The following is a 19,433-nucleotide window of genomic DNA, read 5'->3' as shown; positions in this document are numbered from 1 at the left end:
AGCCTGTCTTGCGGGCATTTTTCTTTTCAGCCGTCCCCTTTGTAATGATTTTCGCCGTTCATGGAAACAATAGGGCATAGTCCAAAATGACAGAGGAGATTCGGCATGATTTGGAAGCTGACGGTATTCGTAATTTTGCTTATTTTTACCGCGTTTTTTGTGGCGACTGAATTTGCTGTCGTCCGTTTGCGGGCAAGCCGCGTGCATCAGATGGTAGCGGAAGGCGTGAAAAACGCGGGTGCAGTGGAAAAGGTCATTAACAATTTGGATGGCTATTTATCTGCCTGCCAGCTAGGAATTACGATTACAGCGCTCGGACTTGGTTGGCTCGGAGAGCCGACGATTCATGAGGTGCTGCATCCACTGCTTCACCGCTCAGGCATCGTAGGCGATTTTGCCGATGTGCTGTCCTTTATCGTTTCCTTTAGTATCGTGACCTACTTGCATGTCGTGCTGGGCGAGCTTGCGCCAAAGACGCTGGCCATTATTAAGTCGGAGCAAATTAGTCAGCTCACAGCGCCGCTCATCATTTGGTTTTACCGGCTGTTTTTTCCGTTCATCTGGCTGCTGAACGGGTCAGCAAATGGGCTGGTGCGATTAGTCGGTTTTAAGCCGGCTACGGAGCATGAGGCACATTCGGAGGAAGAAATCCGGCTGATAATGTCCGAAAGCTACGAAAGCGGCAAAATCAATAAAAGCGAGCTTAGCTATGTAAATCGGATTTTTGAATTCGACGAGCGGCTGGCGAGAGAAATTATGGTGCCGCGCACCGATATGGTGTGCCTGTACAGCGATAAGCCGCATGAGGAAAATGTCGCGACCATAAAGCGTGAGCAATATACGCGATTTCCAGTGGCCCAGGGGAGCAAGGATAATATTATTGGAGTTATAAATACGAAGCAGTTTTTTATGCATTATGTGGATCAGCAGACGACCGAGGTAAGCTCGCTCATGCAGCCGGTCATGTTTATGCCGGAGGTTATGCCTATAAAGAAGCTGCTGCGGACGATGCAAACGGAACGGGTGCATTTATCGATCTTGCTCGATGAATACGGCGGCACATCGGGGCTGATTACAATCGAAGATATTATTGAGGAAATCGTAGGCGAAATTCGCGATGAATTTGATGCGGACGAAGTGAAGGAAATTGATCAGCTTGGTGAGGGAAGGTTCATGGTAAACGGCAATGCGCTCATTAGCGAGGTGAATACAGCGACCGGCAGCCATTTAGAAAGCGAAGAGGTGGATTCGATTGGCGGCTGGCTGTTTAACCGCATGCCCGACCTCCCTGTCGGGGAGGCATGGACGTTTGCGGAGCTAACATTCATCATTCGCGAGAAAGAGACGCATCGCATTCGTAAAATCGAAATTATCGTCGGTTGAGACTTGTAATGGGAATGAGCTGCCGTTACGAAAACCAGCCTGCAACGATGTTATATAAGCTTTCCAGCCGCGTGAGAAGCTTGTTCGTTTTTCTCCCGTGCTGCATCAGGTTTATGGCCCAGTCCCAGTCCACGAGAAAATGAATGACGGTCACGACAATGATAATGAAGACGATGGCGAACGTAATAATAAAGGCGGCTTGCAGCCGAAAATAAAGCAGCAGCCGCTGCGCCAGCTTGAGCATCGCATTTTCGTCAGACTGGCCAGCAAGCTTGCCAACCTGTTTTCCTAACAGGTACAATACGACCGCGACGCTGATTTCCAGCAGCCCGGCAATCGTCCCGAGGCCAAATTGCAGCAGGCTGGCGAAGGTTTGAAACAAGCCGAACAGCATCGTTAGAAAGGCCGTCATTTTTATCCAAAACGCGAGCTTTTTCCAAGTGCTGCTTAGCTGGGCAGCGGTATTCGTTTGCATAATCGCTGAGCTCTCGCTCAGCGCGGGTGGGTCGCCTTCTCTTGTATGGAGTGGGCTTTTTGACATGTCTTCTTGGTGATTCAATGCTGCAGGCTCCCTTCATGACATACGCTGAAATGTTACACGACTAATACGGAAGGCCCTTAGGACAAGTTGCAAAAACCTAGCTGTCGCTGTCGAAAATCTGGGACTTGCTGAGCAAGACTTGGCGGAAGTCATGTGTTACAATAATAGAGTTTATTTCAGATTAGAAATTAGAGATTAGGATGCAGGAGGCAGGAGAATGGTGGATTTATTAAATGCGATTCTGATGGGAATCGTGGAAGGTTTGACGGAGTTTCTACCTGTATCATCGACAGGGCATCTCATTTTACTCGCAGATTTACTTAACTTTACAGGAGACCGTGCAAAAACCTTTGAGGTCGTCATTCAATTTGGAGCGGTATTGGCCGTGCTGGTGCTTTATCGCAAAAGGTTCTTGAAGCTATTGAACTTCAACTTCTCCAAATCATCCGGGATGAACGCACTGCATATTGCGCTTGCGATGCTTCCGGCAGGTCTAATCGGTGTCGTATTTCATGGATTTATTAAAGAATATTTGTTTAGTACAACAACGGTATTGGTAGGTCTCGTCGCAGGCGGTATTTTGATGATTGTTGCTGACCGCATTAAGCGGAAAGTAACGGCCGAGGAGCTGGATGATCTGTCGTACAAGCAAGCACTTGCGATCGGCTGCTTTCAGGTACTGGCGCTGTGGCCGGGCTTCTCGCGTTCCGGCTCGACGATATCGGGGGGGATGTTTTTCGGGGCAAGCCAAAAGGCTGCTGCGGAATTTACGTTTATCGTATCGGTGCCGATGATGGCGGGAGCAAGCGGTATTGATCTGATTAAAAGCCGTGAATTTCTGACGATGGCGGATATGCCGCTGTTTCTGATTGGCTTCATTACTGCGTTTATCGTGGCGCTTATTGCTGTCGTTACCTTTATTAATTTAATCAAAAAGCTGCGCTTATCCTGGTTCGCCTACTACCGCTTTGCTCTTGCCATCGTGTTTGCTTTTATTCTTTTGTAGTCGATGTAAGGAAAGAGCTGCAGCTTTAAACCCTATGAGACTTTCTTCGGCCTATGAAGGCTGAAGGGAGTCTCTTTTATTATTTCGCGGCGGCAGCGCTCGCCTAGCTCTCAGCTGGCGCGCGTTTTAATGGGGAGCGGCGCCATGCCAGAACAGATCTACAAGCTCACGTGCCGTTTGCTTGAGTGAAGCTTCGTCGTTGACCACTTTTTTACGGTTGCGGATGCTCAGCATAGCGGTATAGGCATGGGCAAGCAGCAGCGGATTGCCTGGGACCAGCTCTTTTTTATCCATAGCCTCTTGAAAAATGTCAGCGAGCAGCTCATGCAGCCGCGATTCACCGGCACGGATCGTTAGCGTTTGCTCCTCGCTGAGGCCTGGAGCCGCTTCGCGCATCATCGTTTCAAAGTCGACATGGGCGTTCGCCATATGCCTTTCAGCTACAATAAGCAGTCGATCCTTAAGCTCTCCAGGGCCGGTAATGATTTTGCGCGTACTTTGATAAGCCATGTTTAAGACGAATAAAAGCGCCTCGGTAAAAAGCACCGCTTTATTGTTGAAATAGTAATAGACGCTTGCCTTTGTAACGCCGCATGCTTTGGCGACGCCGTCGAGCGATACTTTTTCGAAGCCAAGCTCCATAAATTGATAAGATGCCGTAAATAAAATTTTCTCCATCGTTTGAGCGGTGCTGCTGCCTTTTGGACGGCCAGGTTTGCGTTTTTCTTGATCATCTACCATGTTGTGACCCTCCATGTTCATCTAATTGTAATAAAAGCAGTTGATTAATTAACCTTCGGGTATATATAATTAAATTAGCCTACAAAATCTATTTTAAACCAAATGGCTGAAGATGTGAAACGGAGGATGGGAGTAATGCTAGAGAAATTAGGCAGCGCAATTGCAGGCCGCCGTACGCGGTGGGTCACGGTAATCGTGTGGATAGTACTTGCGGGAGCTTTAACGATGTGGCTTCCGGCTGTTGGAGGACAAGAGAAAAATAATGCGCCCAACCTGGAAGCAGACAGCCCTTCCGTGCTTGCAGATCAATTAATGAAGGAAAAATTCCCAAATGGGGCAGGTGTGCCTGCCTTGCTTGTATGGCATAGGGATGCCGGTCTCACCGATGAGGATTATGCGCTCATTCAGAAAACGTCGCAGCTGCTTAGCGAGCAGCCGCTGCCAGAGCAAGGAGAACTGCTGCCGCTGCATCAAATGCCGGCTCCTGCGCTTTCAAAACTGGCATCGGAAGACGGCGGCACGCTTGTTCAGCCAATTACATTCGCAGAAAATGCGGATACGGAAATTTTACGCAGCAATTTGGAGAAAATTCAAGAGCTGGTTAAAGAAGCGGCAGGGGGCACGAGCCCGTTTGATGCGGCTACAACTGGCGTCGATGCGCTGAGCGCAAGGATCAGCGGTCCAGTGGGCATTCAAGTCGACGCATCAGCATTATTCAAAGGAGCGGACGTGTCGCTGCTTATTGCTACGGTGCTGATTGTACTCATCCTATTGCTGCTTATTTATCGTTCTCCGATTTTGGCAGTCGTTCCGATTGTAGGCGTAGGGTTCGCTTATTTGGTTACGAGCCCTATTCTCGGCTGGCTGGCCTCTGAGGGCTGGATTACAGTAGATGCTCAAGCCATTTCGATTATGACGGTACTGTTGTTTGGTGCAGGCACAGACTACTGCTTGTTCTTTATTTCGCATTTCCGCCAAGAGCTGGAGCGGGAAGAGAATAAGATGACAGCACTCAAAATTGCTTTCCGTGATGCATCGGGAGCGATTGCGATGAGCGGCTTCACGGTCGTTCTGTCATTGCTGGCACTGCTTGCGGCCAAATATGGTGCTTACCAGCGTTTTGCAATACCATTCAGCTTGTCGATTTTCATTATGGGCATTGCCAGCCTGACACTTGTGCCTGCGCTATTGTCGATTATGGGAAGAGCTTCATTCTTCCCGTTCATTCCTCGCACCGAAGGTATGCAGCGGTTGCGTGCAGAGAAGCGCAGCAAGCCGTATCGCCCACGTCGCCAAGGCAGCAAGCTAGGCACAGCAGTAGGAAGCTTAGTCGTTGCGAAGCCTTGGACCGTTGTTATCGCGAGCGTTATTTTTCTCGGTGCGCTGGCAGGTTTTGCTCCACAGGTTAAGTTTACGTATGATTTATTGTCTTCCTTCCCGAAAGATATGCCTTCGCGTGAAGGTTTTGATACGATTTCCACTGCATTTACCCCTGGGCAGCTGGCTCCTGTCGGCGTGGCAGTTCAAACAGAAGGCAAGGCAGCCCAGCTTGTTGCCAGCCTTTCGGATATGGATCTCGTTGATTCGGTATCGGAGCCGGTTCAAAGTAAAGAGGACCCGAATTTGCAGTCCGTTCAAGTTACGCTAAACATTAATCCTTATTCACAGGAGGCCATGGATTTGGTTCCGCTGCTTCGCGGGGCGGCTGAGGAAGCATTGGATAAAGCAGGCGTTTCAGGTGCGGCGTCTAAAGTGTGGGTAGGCGGACAGACTGCAACGCAGCATGACTCACAGCTGTTGACCGATAGGGACAATAAGGTTATTATCCCTCTTGTTATTGGGATGATTTTAGTGCTGCTCATCGTCTATTTGCGCTCCATTGTTGCAGCTCTATATTTAATCGCCACCGTATTATTGTCATTCGGCTCTGCTTTAGGCCTCGGCTGGCTTATATTGCATTATGGGATGGGTGCAGAAGCGATTCAAGGAGCGATCCCGCTGTATGCATTCGTGTTCCTTATTGCCCTTGGCGAGGACTACAATATTTTCATGATTTCGAGCATTTGGAAGAAAAAGGCGAAAATGCCGCTTAAGCAAGCGATACGTGAAGGTGTAGCAGAGACTGGCGGCGTAATTACATCCGCAGGTCTGATCCTGGCAGCTACGTTTGCGGTACTTGCGACGCTGCCGATTCAGGTATTGGTCCAGTTCGGCGTTATTACGGCGATTGGCGTGCTGATGGATACGTTCATCGTAAGACCGTTCCTCGTGCCAGCCATTACAACGCTGCTTGGCAAAAGAGCCTTCTGGCCTGCTAGGGCTGAGCTTGTGGAGGCGGGAAAAAGCAAGCCTGGCAAGCAAAAACAAATCGTTTAAGTCGCTGCGTCATTGGCAGCAGCAAGGCGCCTTACTGTCTGATCGAAATGATCAGACAGTAAGGCGCTTTTTTTCTAAATATAGGAAAGCATAGCATTGCGCAAAACCTTCTCTATATTTCTACGCGAAACGGTAGCTTTGCCGCCAACGGACGGCGATAGCCGTTTACGCTTGGTCGTTTTTGCATAAGCGTAAGCATAAGCATAAGTAGCTGTTAAAATTCGCAGGGCCAAGCTTCCGTTCTGGGCGCACAGGAATAAAATAAAGGGAAACGAAAGCGCAAAGGGGGTTCGCCAAATGCAAAAGAGGTTCCTCAGTCTAACTTTTATGGTGGTTTTGTTTATTGGAATAAACCTCTGGAGTTCTGCTTTGCTAGCTGTATCCGCTGCTGATGTCTGTACACCTGCTGATACCGAGCAGCAGACGAATGCGACCACTACACCAGCATCCGGCTCCAACTGTAACGAGCATGCTGGCCATGGTGCTTCTGATCCGGCTGCTACCGCTCCGGGAGATCAGCTCAATGATGAGCAGGCGGGATGGCTGCTTACGGGTGTAATTGCTTTATTTCTAGTCATCGTCGTCATATGGCGCCGGCAAGTGTTCAAGTCAAAGCGCTAGCTGCCAAAAGGAGTGGCGCAGCTCACCTCACCTGACAGGGCTGCATCGTTATGCCGCAGACGCAAGCAATAGCCAGTGTGCGATTCAGCCATCTGCGGCTTATGTTTTATTTTTCTGCTAAATTGCGAGTTATAACATGAATTGATACATATTATAATATTATTAGTGTGTATTACAACATAATTTTTAGTTATTGGTATGTTATAATATTTGAAATTACAAAATCATAAAAAATAAGCTGTAACAGTTTTGATTTTTAATTTAGTTTGTTATTGATTAGAAACGTAGATTTGTCACAACTTAGTCAGTCCCGATGTGGCTTAAAGCCTTGGTACATCGGGATATTTTATAACTAACTAAATCACGATCTTTTTTAGTTATATACTCAAGTTCTTATCATTTGGCGTTGGCTGCATCGACGACAGCATGCAAGCGATTACCGAGTGCTTCACATCGCCTCGTTGAGACACTAATTTGCCTGACCATCCCGACTCCTATTTCCTCTCGTTCGTTCGCCAAAAATATCCAAAGGAACCTTCCAATATCACTTTTAGATATTACGGAATTTTTCAAAACCGACTTTACAATAAAGTAAAGAATCCTTAAGCATTGATACTGCGCGCAATTCGCTGATTTTTTCATTATTCTTTCATTATTCTTTTATTAGCCTTCGTTATAATCAAATGTAGTTATCATCCAGTTGCAGAAACCTATCCCTACCCGCTCTTGCGACAATTTTCTACTCTTCGTCATCTCACTTCAAGCGTTATAGTAAAGGAGAAAAATCATGAAAAAATCAGTCTTATGTCTATTAATTGCATTATTTACGTTCGGGAATTCATTCTCGCAGATTCTACCTGTTTATGGAGCAGAGAACGATTTTACTTTTACAATCGGTTCCAATGGCGCTACGGTCACGGACTACAGGGGGACGGATCTGAATGTGGTTATTCCCGCTGAGTATGCGGGTACGACGGTAACCGAAATTGGGAGATCAGCATTTGATACATACGGTACAGGCAAACCTAAAATTACAAGCGTCGTGATTCCGAACAACGTGAAGGTAATCCAAACGTATGGATTCCGTTATACTGGCCTCACTTCCATAGACCTTCCAGACAGTTTGTTAACGATCGGCTCCAGCGCATTCGAGAACAATCCGCTTACAACAGTCGTTTTTCCAGATAGTGTAACGACGATCGGCAACTATTCTTTTTATATGAATAATTTGACATCGATTAAATTATCGGAAAATTTGAAGACGATTAATGGCGGGGCTTTCGACACCAATCACATTGCGAAACTTGTCATCCCGGCCAGCGTAACGAATGTCGCCAGTAGTTCATTCTATAATAACAACTTAACAAGCATAACTGTGTTAGGCAATGCAACAACTTTTGGGACAGGTGTATTTGAGGGTAATCCGGGCAATCTGAAAATATTCGGAATTGCGAATTCTCCCGTAGCCGTTTATGCGTCGAGCAACGGACATACGTTTGTGGACGGAACGGCGTTATTTCAAGCGGTCTCTAGCGCCAAGTCGTTGTTGAAAAGTAATCTGGTGGGCACCAGCGTAGGACAAGTTCCGGCCAATGCCTATAACGACTTAACGGCAGACTATGACGCAGCCATGCTTTTTATCGACGGAATCGGGAATGCCACCATCGCCTCTGACCTGGCTAACGCAGCAAATCCTCTGACCTCTTCAATCGCGGCATTCAATGCGCAAATTGTCCAGGCCGGCAATCCCGCGGTGTTGGCAGCGGCAATCACGGCGGCGCAGCAGGCATTGACGGATCATCCGCAAGGGGAGAACGTGGGGCAGGTGTCAGCGGGAACGCGCACCGCGCTCGAAACTGCGATGGATGCGGCGCAGCAGATTCTTGATAACGCGAGCAATTACACGCAAGCTCAACTGGATACGGCAGTGAACCAGTTAAATTCAGCGGTTCAAATCTTTAATGCCGCTGTTATACAAGCGGGTATTCCGACGGCGCTGGACGCGGCGATCACGGCGGCGCAGCAGGCGTTGACGGATCATCCGCAAGGGGAGAACGTGGGGCAGGTGTCAGCGGGAACGCGCACCGCGCTCGAAACTGCGATGGATGCGGCGCAGCAGATTCTTGATAACGCGAGCAATTACACGCAGGATCAACTGGATACGGCAGTTAACCAGTTAAATTTAGCGGTTCAAATCTTCAATGCCGCTGTTGTACAAGCGGGTGTTCCGACTGCGCTGGACGCGGCGATCGCGGCGGCGCAGCAGGCGTTAACGACTCATCCGCAAGGTACGGATGTAGGGCAGACTTCGGCAGGAACTCGCACCGTGCTGGAAACTGCGATGGATGCGGCGCAGCAGATTCTTGATAACGCGGGAAATTACACGCAGGATCAACTGGATACGGCTGTTACCCAGTTAAATTCAGCGGTTCAAGTCTTTAATGCTGCTGTTATACAAATGGGTATTCCGACGGCGCTGGGGGCGGCGATCACGGTTGCACAGCAGGCGTTGACGGATCATCCAGAAGGTATGGATGTCGGGCAGACTTCGGCAGGAACTCGCACCGTGCTGGAAACTGCGATGGATGCGGCACAGCAGATTCTTGATAACGCAGGCAATTACACGCAGGATCAACTGGATACGGCAGTTAACCAGTTAAATTCAGCAGTTCAAATCTTCAATGCCGCTGTTGTACAAGCGGGTGTTCCGACTGCGCTGGACGCGGCGATCACGGCGGCGCAGCAGGCGTTAACGACTCATCCGCAAGGTACGGATGTAGGGCAGACTTCGGCAGGAACACGCACCGTGCTGGAAACTGCGATGGATGCGGCACAGCAGATTCTCGATAACGCGGGCAATTACACGCAGGATCAACTGGATACGGCAGTTAACCAGTTAAATTCAGCGGTTCAAGTCTTTAATGCTGCTGTTATACAAGCGGGCATTCCAACGACGCTGGACGCGGCAATCGCGGCGGCGCAGCAGGCGTTGACGGATCATCCGCAAGGTACGGATGTAGGGCAGACATCGGGAGGAACTCGCACCGTGCTGGAAACTGCGATGGATGCGGCGCAGCAGATTCTCGATAACGCGGGCAGTTACACACAGGATCAACTGGATACAGCAGTTAACCAGTTAAATTCAGCGGTTCAAGTCTTTAATGCTGCTGTTATACAAGCGGGTGTTCCAACGGTGCTGGACGCGGCAATCACGGCGGCGCAGCAGGCGTTGACGGATCATCCGCAAGGGGAGAACGTGGGGCAGGTGTCAGCAGGAACTCGCACCGCGCTGGAAAATGCGATGGATGCGGCGCAGCAGATTCTCGATAACGCGGGCAATTACACGCAGGATCAACTGGATACGGCAGTTAACCAGTTAAATTCAGCGGTTCAAGTCTTTAATGCTGCTGTTATACAAGCAGGTATTCCAACGGCGCTGGGGACGGCGATCACGGCGGCGCAGCAGGCGTTGACGGATCATCCGCAAGGTACGGATGTAGGGCAGATTTCGGCAGGAGACCGCGCTGCCCTGCAGACCGTGATAGATGCAGCGCAGGCTATTGCCGACGATGCGGAAAATCAATCTCAGACTCGTTTGGATGAAGCTACTGTCAGTTTGAACGATGCTATGGCGGTATTTGAAGCTGCTTGGGTAGGGATGGTGCTAACCGCATCGGCCAATGATTTGTACGGAACGAGCGACACGCTTCGCTTTACGGTATTTTACGGATATGAAGTAACCGTGATAGGGACACCGGTCGTTCCGATCATGGTTGGAGACAATTCCGCCACTCAGACGGTATATGCCCCATATATGGGAGCGCGCGGCGAGGCAGTGACAAAACTTACTTTCGAATTCGAAGTTCCTGCTGGGCTCGCGGATGTTGACGGAATTGAAGTTGCTGCATCATTAGAGCTCCCGAACGGTGCAAGCATCGTTCGCACCTCCAGCGGACGCCCCGCTTCGCTAACTTACGTAGCACCGGACGCGAACGGAATACGTATCGTGGCGATACCGCCCGAAGTTGCCATGACGGTTGCACCGAACGGATCGGAACGTAAAGCGATCAGTGTGATTGCAAGCGTGTACGGCGGAGCTGCGGGAAATGCGCTGACGCAGCTCCGTTGGCTGCCTGGAAGTCTTAGTGGGGTTGATTTTGCCGGTGGAACGAAGGGAACCGATATTTTGGCCACACCTCAATTCACCATTACTGCCAACGGCGACTATACCGTTTATGCCCTAGACGAAGCAGGCAATGAAGCAGTGAAAACCATCACTGTTACTGGGATTTCAACCCCGTCTTCGTCGGATAACGGCAATCGACCGGTCACATCGGGGACGACTGTGAAGTTAGATTCGAATGGCGGGATTAAAATTCTCGTCGATCCATCCGACATCAAACAAGTCAAGCGTTTGGACGGCACGGTGATCGAGCAAGTCTTCCTCCCCGAACGGACGAGGGAGCAAGTGCTGGAACTCCTGAAAGATGCGATGAAACCGTTTGTCAGCATTACAATCGGCAATCGGGAGCAAGCGTTACAGGCACAGTTTCAAGCTGACTGGATCGCGGATATGGTCAAAGCTAATCCTAATACCATTATCGAGGTGAGGTTGAACAATTCTAGCTACCAATTGCGGTTAAGCGCGATCGATCTGATCGGCTTGGCGGAGCGTCTCGACGCGGAAATATCGAATTTGACCGTGAACATCATACAGGAGCTGGCCGGCGAGCATATTCGACAAGAGATCAATCGGATCGGGGTTTCCCAAGGTTTTACTGTTTTCGCCGACGTCATTGACTACAAGGTGATGGTCGAAGCAAACGGGCAAATGTTGGAGGTGCACGACTATGGCGGATCGTACTCGATCCGGACCATTAAGTTGGACCGAGAGAACACAAACGGTAACCTGGTTGCCGTTCAGTATATCCCGGAAAACGGAACCGTCGTTTTTGTTCCGGCAAAGATGGAAACCGGTCCAGACGGCACTAACGAAGCGATTCTGAACGTGCCACATAACAGCTTGTACACAGTCGTAAATGTGCAAGCCCGAACGTTCGCCGATTTAACCAGACACTGGGCGAAAGCGGATGTGGAGCATCTGGCGTCCAAGCTGCTGGTGAACGGCGTGGCGGCCGACCGTTTTGACTCAGAAGGAACCATTACACGAGCAGAATTCTCAGCCTTGCTCGTTCGTGCGCTAGGGCTATCCGTGAAGGAGAGCGAGGGCGGTGATCGTTTTGCGGATGTCCCTGCATCCGCATGGTATGCATCTGCAGTAAATGCGGCAGTGGCTAGCGGGCTGGTTAGCGGCATCGGTGCCGGCCGTTTTGCGCCTAACGATCCAATTACCCGCGAGCAAATGGCCGTTGTGATTGCTGGCGCCTTAACCTTCACCAGCCATGGAACCAGTAGCGGTGGGCAAAAGGGAGGCCATCTGGATGCTTTCACGGATCGAGACTCCATTTCTTCATGGGCGCAAGCTGCGGTAGTCCGAGCATCGGAAGACGGCATTATAAAAGGAATGGAAGACGGACGCTTTGCCCCGAGGGAGAATGTAACGAGGGCGCAGGCAGCGGTTATACTGAAAAGGTTCCTGCAATATGTAAATTTTATCGATTAAATCAAGCAAAGAAATCAATTCAAAATGAATCGAAATACTCATTCATAGAATCATCTGTAAAACGATAGTGAAGGAGCTTGCCTCGTGGCAGCTCCTTTTTGTCGTACAAGTAACTGGCAGATAAGTGTGAAATATCGGTTGACAAGAAAATGGTCTAAATGAAATCCACGAAATCATCGGGCTGTTTTTGTCTCATTTGATCTTATAGCCCACATAAATGATGGACAAGCTTATTAATAAGACGAAATGCAACCGTTTGGACGCTTATGCCGTATAAATAGTGCTCTGTGCCATACAGGCGGAAAGGAAGAGATTAAACATGACCATTCGTTCAGGAAAAAGCATACTTTTAATCATTGGAATGTTATTATTAGGAGGATGCTCGTTATTCGAGGATGCCAAGCAGGCGGTCAATTCCGTATCGAGCTCGGCCGACTATGTGACGGGGGCGGCTTCGTACATGCAGACACTGACAAGCTTCAGCGAGCAGGCGACGCAGCTTGCGGAGCAAGCCGTAAACGATGCGAGTGCACGCGCCGATTATAAGGAGCAGCTGGTAGCTGTGCAGGACTCGATTAAGCAGTTTGGCGAGCTGCAAGCGCCGGATTTTGCCAAGGATGTCCATCAGACCGTGGTCGATTATAATTTGAAGCTGCAGGAAAGCATTGATGAGGTGCTGAAGCAGATCGAAGACGGCAAAGCATTGGTTGACGCAACGGAAATTCCAAATACGATTAACAAAATCAACGAGCTGTTAAATCAAGTAAATCAACTTCAGCAGCTGGTGTCGTAACGGTAAAGAGAGGAAGAATGAAAGATGAAAGTAAATATTTTGCATGCTAGCATGACGAACTCTAAGGAATCTGGTTTCGTGGGCAAGGTTCATTTTGAAGTAGAGGGCCAGACGAACCAATACGAAATTGCCCTTCACAGCCGCAAGGCGACTGAGTGGGGCTACGGTTTATTTTTTCTGAATGAATCGGGCAAGGAAGAAGATCTTTTAGCGGTCGAGGATGAGTTGGAAGAGGATGATGAGCTGTTTGATTCCCTCGTGAAAGCGGCTTGGGAAACACTGGAGAAGAAATAAACCTTTACGCGTATATGGCTGAAGCCGTCCTCTGACGGCAAAGCTGCCGTTTCGAGGATGCAATATAAGCCCATTTATAAGTGCAAAACTTATAAATTCTTATATTTTGAAAAATAGAGCTGGCGCCAGCCTGGACATGCAGTCCGTGCTTGCGCTGGCTCTATTTGCGTCTAGGCTGATGGCATAAACGCACTTGTCGATCATACAATCTAATGTTATCATTAAGATTACAATTTAATAGGAAGGGAATAAGTGTCAGCAGGCGTGCAAGGCGCCCAAGTTGACTTAATAGGGAAGTCGGTGAGAGACCGGCGCGGACCCGCCACTGTATGAAGCGACTGACGCTTCAAAGCCAGGAGACCTGCTTATTTCAACGACACTGTAAACCTACGTGGATATTAGGAAGGTGTTAGAGATTGGATGGCCCTTCGCTGTCTGCGTTTAACAAGGACATTGGTCTTTTCAAGCATTTCTAACACATAGCGTTAGAGGTGCTTTTTTTGTTGGATAGAAATTGTAAATTGCTACATAGAAGGAGTTGGGCATCAATGAGTGAAGCAGGCGTCGGCAAGCTGTTAATTATCGGATTCGGCCCAGGGAGCTTCGAGCATATTACGAAACGCGCCCGTGAAGCGATTCAGGAGAGCGATATAGTCATCGGCTATAACACGTATGTGGACTTGATTCGGGAGCTAATCAGCGATCAGGCGATTGTGCGGACAGGGATGACGGAGGAGGTCAGCCGGGCGCAGGAAGCGGTGCGCCAGGCGGAGAACGGCAAGAAGGTTGCCGTTATATCAAGCGGCGATGCGGGCGTGTACGGTATGGCAGGACTCGTGTATGAGGTGCTGATTGAGAAGGGCTGGAAGCGTAATGGCGGGGTAGAGGTTGAAGTCATTCCCGGCATTTCCGCCATTAACTCGACAGCGTCCCTGCTCGGCGCACCGATTATGCACGATGCTTGCACGATCAGCCTAAGCGATCATTTGACCCCTTGGGAGCTGATAGCGCGCAGAGTAGAAGCGGCTGGACAAGCGGATTTCGTCATTGCGCTTTATAACCCGCGCAGCGGCAGAAGAACACGGCAAATCGTGGAGACGCAGCGTATTTTGCTCAAATACCGTTCGCCAGATACGCCGGTTGGTATTGTGAAAAGCGCGTATCGCGACCGTGAGGATATTGTCGTGACGACGCTTGCCCGTATGCTTGATCATGATATCGGCATGCTGACAACGGTCGTTATTGGCAACTCCACAACCGTTAATTATGATGGGCTGATGATTACGCCGCGTGGCTATCAGCGCAAATATACGCTGGGTGAAGGCGCGCAGCCTTTGAAGCCTCACCAGCGTCTGCAAGAGAAGAATGAGCCGTGGGCACTTCATACGGCAGGAATGCCGGAGCTCTCAGGTGATGGAGACTATCCTGAGGATGAATATGATGCGACGGACCCTTTGGTGGAGCGGGAAGAGCCGCAAATGGCGGTGCCAGACCAGCCGAGAAATGAAAATGGGCAAGGCGGCGGCGTAGCCGTAGCCATAGCACCTCCAGTCGCACCCGTGAAGCCTGCTCCAGCTCCGGTTGATAAAGCTGCTTCATCGAAGGTGGAGTCAGCCGCGATGCCAGCTGTCTCGCCACTTCATTTGGCAATGGAAGCAGTACTGCTTAATGATCGCAGCAAGGGTATAGAGCCTAGTGCGGCATATGCGGAAGCTGCGAGCCCATTGCCTGTATTTACGCAGCAATCGGTTTTGGAGTTCGCCGTAAGCCCGGGTGTAGCGACGAAGAACTTTACTCCCCAGCAGCTGGTGGCACTGGCGCAGGCGGTTGGCGAGAAGGGCTCGATTGAATATACACCGCATCATCATCTGCTTGTGCGGATCCCGACGTCTGATCCTGACAGCGTTACGGCAAAGCTGCGTGCAGATGGCCTCAGTCTGGCGCCGATCGGTGATGTTTTGCAACTGAAGGCTTGCGATTTTTGCAATCTGGAGAAGGCGGAATCGGTGCCTTATGCCGATGAACTGCAAGAGAAGATCGGCGGCATGGCCATGCCGAAGGAGCTGCGTGTCGGGTTCAATGGCTGCGGCATGGCTTGTTATGGCGCAGTTAACGAGGATATCGGCATCGTGTATCGCCGTGGCAAATTTGATTTGTTCCTCGGCGGCAAAACCGTCGGCCGCAATGCGCATGCGGCGCAGCCGGTTGCCGAAGGCATTGCAGCCGATGAAATCGTGCCACTGATTGAACGCATTATTGCGCTGTATAAATCGGAAGGCCATCCGAATGAGCGCTTTCATAAATTTTTCAAACGGATGGGTCAAATAGAAGGCTATCGCTATCAAGAGCTGCCTGTTTTTCATATCGAAGACGCATTGTGCGGAGACTAGCGACAGCAAGGGAGATGAAGGAAGATGGATGCGGTTTTATTTGTAGGGCACGGAAGCCGGGATGAGAGAGGAAATGAAGAGGTGCGCGAGTTTGTCGCCTCTGTAGCGTCAACACTGAAAGCAGATTTGGTAGAGCTGTGCTTTCTGGAGTTTGTCACGCCGACGATGAAGCAGGGCTTTGATATTTGTGTATCAAAAGGGGCGACTCGGATCGCCGTTATTCCGATTACGTTATTTTCGGCAGGGCATGCAAAGCTTCATATGCCTGCGGCAATTGATGAGGCAAAGCTGCGTTACCCAGCTATAAATATTATTTATGGTCGGCCGATTGGCGTTCACGATCAAGTGCTGGAAATTCTGACCTCCCGCCTTGGCGAAGCCGCTGCGGCAGAGGAAAGCGAGCTTGCTGATACGGCTATTTTGATCGTCGGTCGGGGCAGCAGCGATGCCGATGCGAACAGCGAGCTATTTAAAATTTCCCGTTTGTTCTGGGAGCGCCTTAAAGTCAAATGGGTCGAAACTGCCTTTATTGGCGTAACGGCGCCTCTGATGGATGAAGGTGTAGAGCGCTGCCTCAAGCTGGGCGCGCGTAAAGTTATTATATTGCCGTACTTCCTGTTTACCGGCGTTTTAATTAAACGGATGGAAGCAGCGATGGAGCAATATACGGCTGCTTATCCGGATACGGAATTTGTGCTTGCGGAATATTTTGGCTTCCACCCGCTGCTTAAAGAGATATTGAAAGATCGCGCCGCAGAAGCGCTGCAGGACGAAGTGAAGATGAACTGCGATATGTGCCAGTTCCGCCTGCAGGCGATGAAAGATCATGACCATCATCACCACCATGAGCATCATGATCACGATCACGGTCATGATAATCATGATCATCATGACCATAATCATGAACACCATGCGCATGATCACGAGCATCATCATGAGGGCCATACGCATGAGCATAACCATGATCACGACCATGATCACCACGACCACGAGCACCTTGAAATTGGCGAGCCTGCTGCTAATGCCAAGGAAGATGCCCCGCAGAAAAATGATCCGTCCAAGGCAGCAACGCTTGTCGGGGAGGGTTAGGCCATGATTTTTATGCTATGTGGAACGAGCGATGCGAGGGAGCTCGCCGTACAAATTAAGGCACAGGGCTATAGCGTGCTGACTTCGGTCGTGACCGACAGTGCGGCAGGCAGCTTGAAGGAGGCCGGACTTGACGTGCGAGTGGGACGGCTAACCGCAGACGAAATGGCAGCTTACCTGAAGGAAAATCAGGTAAAGGCTGTCGTTGATGCCAGCCATCCCTTTGCTGAGGAGGCGCATCGCAATGCGATGGCTGCGGCTGAGCAAGCATCGGTGCCTTATATTCGCTATGAGCGCGAGAGCCTGACCTTTGACGGACAGCCGCTAATCCAGTATGCGGATGATTACGCCGAAGCAGCCGAAATGGCGGCTGCCAAAGGCGGCGTCGTGATGCTGACGACCGGCAGCAAAACGCTGCAGGTTTTTACCGAGCGCCTGCTAGGCTTGCCTAACGTGACGCTGATCGCCCGCATGCTGCCGCGTCTCGACAATATGGAGAAATGCGATGCGCTGGGACTGCCGCAAAAGCATATCGTTGCCATGCAGGGTCCATTTTCCAAAGCGCTCAATCGCGCCCTTTATGAGCAATTCGGCGTGACGCTGATGATTACGAAGGAGAGCGGCAAGGTTGGCTCTGTGGATGAGAAGCTGGAAGCGGCGCTTGAAATGGGTGTTGAGACGATTATTATTGGGCGTCCTAAGCTTGCCTATGGGCATGTTTTTTCGCGCTTTGACGAAATAAGTGATACATTAAAGGAAATGTTGAGTTAAATACACGTTGCATCATAATTGAAGGAGCTGAGCGAAAAACATGGATTTTTTGACCGATTTTAAACCGCTTACTGTACAACCGCAGGAAATTGAAGCACGCAGCTTTGAAATGATTACCGAGGAGCTAGGGGAGCACCCGTTCACAGATGAGCAATATTCTGTTGTACAGCGCGTTATTCATGCTTCCGCCGATTTTGAGCTGGGACGCAGCATGATGTTCCATAAGGATGCGGTACAGGCAGGCATTAAGGCAATCCTCGCAGGCAAGCCTGTAGTTGCCGATGTGCAAATGGTTCAGGTAGGAATCAGCAAGCCGCGCATTGAGAAGTTTGGCGGCGACGTGCGTGTATACATATCGGATGCAGATGTGATGGAGGAGGCGAAGCGCCTCAATACGACGCGGGCGATTATTTCCATTCGCAAAGCGATTCGTGAAGCGGACGGCGGTATTTATGCGATCGGAAACGCGCCTACAGCGCTGCTGGAGTTAATTAGACTGGTGAAAAATGGCGAAGCCAAACCAGGCCTTATCGTTGGCGTGCCCGTCGGCTTCGTATCGGCAGCAGAATCGAAGGAGGAGCTTGCCAAGCTGGACATTCCGTTTATTACGAATCTCGGACGAAAGGGCGGGAGCCCGGTTGCCGTGGCTGCGGTTAACGCGATTTCCCTGCTGGCAGAGCGCCAAGTGTAAAAAGCGTGGACAAGAAAGAGGATAAGCCGCTTCGCCATGGCTATACGACAGGCTCTTGTGCAACTGCTGCGACGAAAGCGGCGCTGACAGCGCTGATTTTGCGTGAGCAGCAGACCGAGTCGGAAATTGTGCTGCCGATTGGCGAGCGGGTCACTTTCACCATTGTAAGCTGTGAGCTGACTGGCGATGCCGCAAAAGCTGAAGTGATTAAGGATGGCGGCGACGATCCGGATGCTACGCATGGCGCAAGCATTTTTTCGGAGGTCAAATGGCATGACGGCGAAGGCGTTATACTTGATGGCGGCATTGGTGTTGGCCGGGTAACGAAGCCCGGTCTGCCCGTGGCGGTTGGCGAAGCTGCCATTAATCCGGTGCCGCGCCGCATGATTCACGAAGCGGTCGAAGAGGTGCTGCGCTCGTTCGAGCTGGAGGGGCGAGGCGTAAGCGTCGTCATTTCTGTGCCGGAAGGCGAGCGAATCGCGCTCAAAACGTTAAATGGTCGCCTTGGTATTCTAGGCGGCATTTCTATACTCGGAACGAGAGGCACCGTTGTGCCGTTCTCTACCGCAGCATACAAAGCGAGCGTCGCGCAAGCGATTAATGTCGCAGCCGTCAGCGGCTGCGACCATCTTGTTTTATCGACAGGTGGCCGTACGGAAAAGTTTGGGATGGAGCTGTATCCCGATTTGCCGGAGGAGGCTTTTATCGAGATGGGCGATTTTATCGGCTTTTCGCTGAAAATGGCCCGAAACAAGCAAATTCGCAAAGTAACGCTTGTCGGCATGATGGGCAAGTTTTCGAAGGTGGCGCAGGGCGTCATGATGGTGCATTCCAAAAGCGCGCCAGTCGACTTCGGCTTTCTCGCCGAAATAGCGGAATATGCAGCTGTTCCCGAAGGACTTGTGGAAGAAATACGCGGCGCGAACACCGCTTCACAGGTTGGCGATATGATGCAGGAGCGCGGCATTGATGCCTTTTTCGAACGAATGAGCGAGCTGTGCTGCCATCATAGCAAGAAGGAAGCGGGCGGACTGCTGATCGTCGAGACGGTCATTATATCGATGAAAGCCCAGCTGTTAGGCAGGGCTGAGCAATAGCGTTTTCAAATGCATGC

Annotated in this window: 14 protein-coding genes and 1 riboswitch; of the genes, 12 read left to right on the top strand and 2 right to left on the bottom strand. The window is 50.4% G+C overall.

From position 1 onward, the window contains the following. Positions 1 to 105: 105 nt before the first annotated feature. The gene (locus ACSR9A_RS20565; protein ID WP_341282575.1) at positions 106 to 1,383 is read left to right on the top strand and encodes a hemolysin family protein; all 1,278 of its coding nucleotides are present in this window, start codon (positions 106 to 108) and stop codon (positions 1,381 to 1,383) included. 25 nt (positions 1,384 to 1,408) lie between these two features. On the opposite strand, the gene ACSR9A_RS20560 is transcribed toward ACSR9A_RS20565, so the two are convergent. After that, the gene (locus ACSR9A_RS20560; protein ID WP_473759253.1) at positions 1,409 to 1,942 is read right to left on the bottom strand and encodes a hypothetical protein; all 534 of its coding nucleotides are present in this window, start codon (positions 1,940 to 1,942) and stop codon (positions 1,409 to 1,411) included. Positions 1,943 to 2,141: 199 nt separating this feature from the next. On the opposite strand from ACSR9A_RS20560, the gene ACSR9A_RS20555 reads away from it, so the two are divergent. Further along, the gene (locus ACSR9A_RS20555; RefSeq protein WP_473759252.1) at positions 2,142 to 2,930 is read left to right on the top strand and encodes an undecaprenyl-diphosphate phosphatase; all 789 of its coding nucleotides are present in this window, start codon (positions 2,142 to 2,144) and stop codon (positions 2,928 to 2,930) included. A 126-nt stretch (positions 2,931 to 3,056) separates the two neighbouring features. Here the strand turns inward: ACSR9A_RS20555 and ACSR9A_RS20550 are convergent, their stop codons facing one another. Then, positions 3,057 to 3,671 carry a TetR/AcrR family transcriptional regulator gene (locus ACSR9A_RS20550; protein ID WP_473759251.1) on the bottom strand — a complete coding sequence of 205 codons (615 nt, stop codon included), beginning with the start codon at positions 3,669 to 3,671 and terminating at the stop codon, positions 3,057 to 3,059. A 135-nt stretch (positions 3,672 to 3,806) separates the two neighbouring features. On the opposite strand from ACSR9A_RS20550, the gene ACSR9A_RS20545 reads away from it, so the two are divergent. The 10 genes from ACSR9A_RS20545 (at position 3,807) to ACSR9A_RS20500 (ending at position 19,416) form a co-directional block, all read left to right on the top strand. Further along, positions 3,807 to 6,047: an MMPL family transporter gene (locus ACSR9A_RS20545; protein ID WP_473759249.1), complete on the top strand. Its 2,241-nt coding sequence runs from the start codon at positions 3,807 to 3,809 to the stop codon at positions 6,045 to 6,047. Between the two features lie 297 nt (positions 6,048 to 6,344). Next, positions 6,345 to 6,668: a hypothetical protein gene (locus ACSR9A_RS20540; protein ID WP_473759248.1), complete on the top strand. Its 324-nt coding sequence runs from the start codon at positions 6,345 to 6,347 to the stop codon at positions 6,666 to 6,668. 787 nt (positions 6,669 to 7,455) lie between these two features. After that, positions 7,456 to 12,291, top strand: coding sequence for a leucine-rich repeat protein (locus ACSR9A_RS20535; RefSeq protein WP_473759246.1), 4,836 nt, complete (start codon positions 7,456 to 7,458; stop codon positions 12,289 to 12,291). 319 nt (positions 12,292 to 12,610) lie between these two features. Continuing rightward, on the top strand, positions 12,611 to 13,084 hold the full coding sequence (locus ACSR9A_RS20530) for a DUF6376 family protein (RefSeq protein WP_473759245.1): 474 nt from the start codon (positions 12,611 to 12,613) through the stop codon (positions 13,082 to 13,084). A gap of 24 nt (positions 13,085 to 13,108) precedes the next feature. After that, entirely contained in the window at positions 13,109 to 13,378 is a 270-nt protein-coding gene (locus ACSR9A_RS20525; RefSeq protein ID WP_341282584.1) for a hypothetical protein, read from the top strand. Between the two features lie 233 nt (positions 13,379 to 13,611). After that, a riboswitch (cobalamin riboswitch) is annotated at positions 13,612 to 13,761 on the top strand. Between the two features lie 165 nt (positions 13,762 to 13,926). Beyond that, positions 13,927 to 15,768, top strand: a complete 1,842-nt coding sequence (cobJ, locus tag ACSR9A_RS20520) for a precorrin-3B C(17)-methyltransferase (RefSeq protein WP_473759244.1) — start codon at positions 13,927 to 13,929, stop codon at positions 15,766 to 15,768. 24 nt (positions 15,769 to 15,792) lie between these two features. Beyond that, positions 15,793 to 16,857, top strand: coding sequence for a sirohydrochlorin chelatase (locus ACSR9A_RS20515; RefSeq protein WP_473759243.1), 1,065 nt, complete (start codon positions 15,793 to 15,795; stop codon positions 16,855 to 16,857). Positions 16,858 to 16,860: 3 nt separating this feature from the next. Next, positions 16,861 to 17,628, top strand: a complete 768-nt coding sequence (cobK, locus tag ACSR9A_RS20510; protein WP_473759242.1) for a precorrin-6A reductase — start codon at positions 16,861 to 16,863, stop codon at positions 17,626 to 17,628. Positions 17,629 to 17,668: 40 nt separating this feature from the next. Beyond that, positions 17,669 to 18,319: a precorrin-8X methylmutase gene (locus ACSR9A_RS20505; protein WP_341282588.1), complete on the top strand. Its 651-nt coding sequence runs from the start codon at positions 17,669 to 17,671 to the stop codon at positions 18,317 to 18,319. A 5-nt stretch (positions 18,320 to 18,324) separates the two neighbouring features. Continuing rightward, the gene (locus ACSR9A_RS20500; protein ID WP_473759241.1) at positions 18,325 to 19,416 is read left to right on the top strand and encodes a cobalt-precorrin-5B (C(1))-methyltransferase; all 1,092 of its coding nucleotides are present in this window, start codon (positions 18,325 to 18,327) and stop codon (positions 19,414 to 19,416) included. Positions 19,417 to 19,433: the final 17 nt, after the last annotated feature.

Source organism: Paenibacillus sp. R-74696, assembly GCF_055814915.1.
The sequence above is the reverse complement of the archived record's forward strand: the minus strand, read 5'-3'. Positions and strand labels throughout refer to the sequence as shown.

Excerpts from the sequence above, each read along its gene's own strand:
- cobJ (WP_473759244.1), top strand. The coding sequence starts at position 13,927 with ATGAGTGAAGCAGGCGTCGGCAAGCTGTTAATTATCGGATTCGGCCCA.
- ACSR9A_RS20525 (WP_341282584.1), top strand. The coding sequence starts at position 13,109 with ATGAAAGTAAATATTTTGCATGCTAGCATGACGAACTCTAAGGAATCT.
- ACSR9A_RS20545 (WP_473759249.1), top strand. The coding sequence starts at position 3,807 with ATGCTAGAGAAATTAGGCAGCGCAATTGCAGGCCGCCGTACGCGGTGG.
- cobK (WP_473759242.1), top strand. The coding sequence starts at position 16,861 with ATGATTTTTATGCTATGTGGAACGAGCGATGCGAGGGAGCTCGCCGTA.
- ACSR9A_RS20550 (WP_473759251.1), bottom strand. The coding sequence starts at position 3,671 with ATGGTAGATGATCAAGAAAAACGCAAACCTGGCCGTCCAAAAGGCAGC.
- ACSR9A_RS20535 (WP_473759246.1), top strand. The coding sequence starts at position 7,456 with ATGAAAAAATCAGTCTTATGTCTATTAATTGCATTATTTACGTTCGGG.
- ACSR9A_RS20555 (WP_473759252.1), top strand. The coding sequence starts at position 2,142 with ATGGTGGATTTATTAAATGCGATTCTGATGGGAATCGTGGAAGGTTTG.
- ACSR9A_RS20540 (WP_473759248.1), top strand. The coding sequence starts at position 6,345 with ATGCAAAAGAGGTTCCTCAGTCTAACTTTTATGGTGGTTTTGTTTATT.
- ACSR9A_RS20530 (WP_473759245.1), top strand. The coding sequence starts at position 12,611 with ATGACCATTCGTTCAGGAAAAAGCATACTTTTAATCATTGGAATGTTA.
- ACSR9A_RS20515 (WP_473759243.1), top strand. The coding sequence starts at position 15,793 with ATGGATGCGGTTTTATTTGTAGGGCACGGAAGCCGGGATGAGAGAGGA.
- ACSR9A_RS20565 (WP_341282575.1), top strand. The coding sequence starts at position 106 with ATGATTTGGAAGCTGACGGTATTCGTAATTTTGCTTATTTTTACCGCG.
- ACSR9A_RS20505 (WP_341282588.1), top strand. The coding sequence starts at position 17,669 with ATGGATTTTTTGACCGATTTTAAACCGCTTACTGTACAACCGCAGGAA.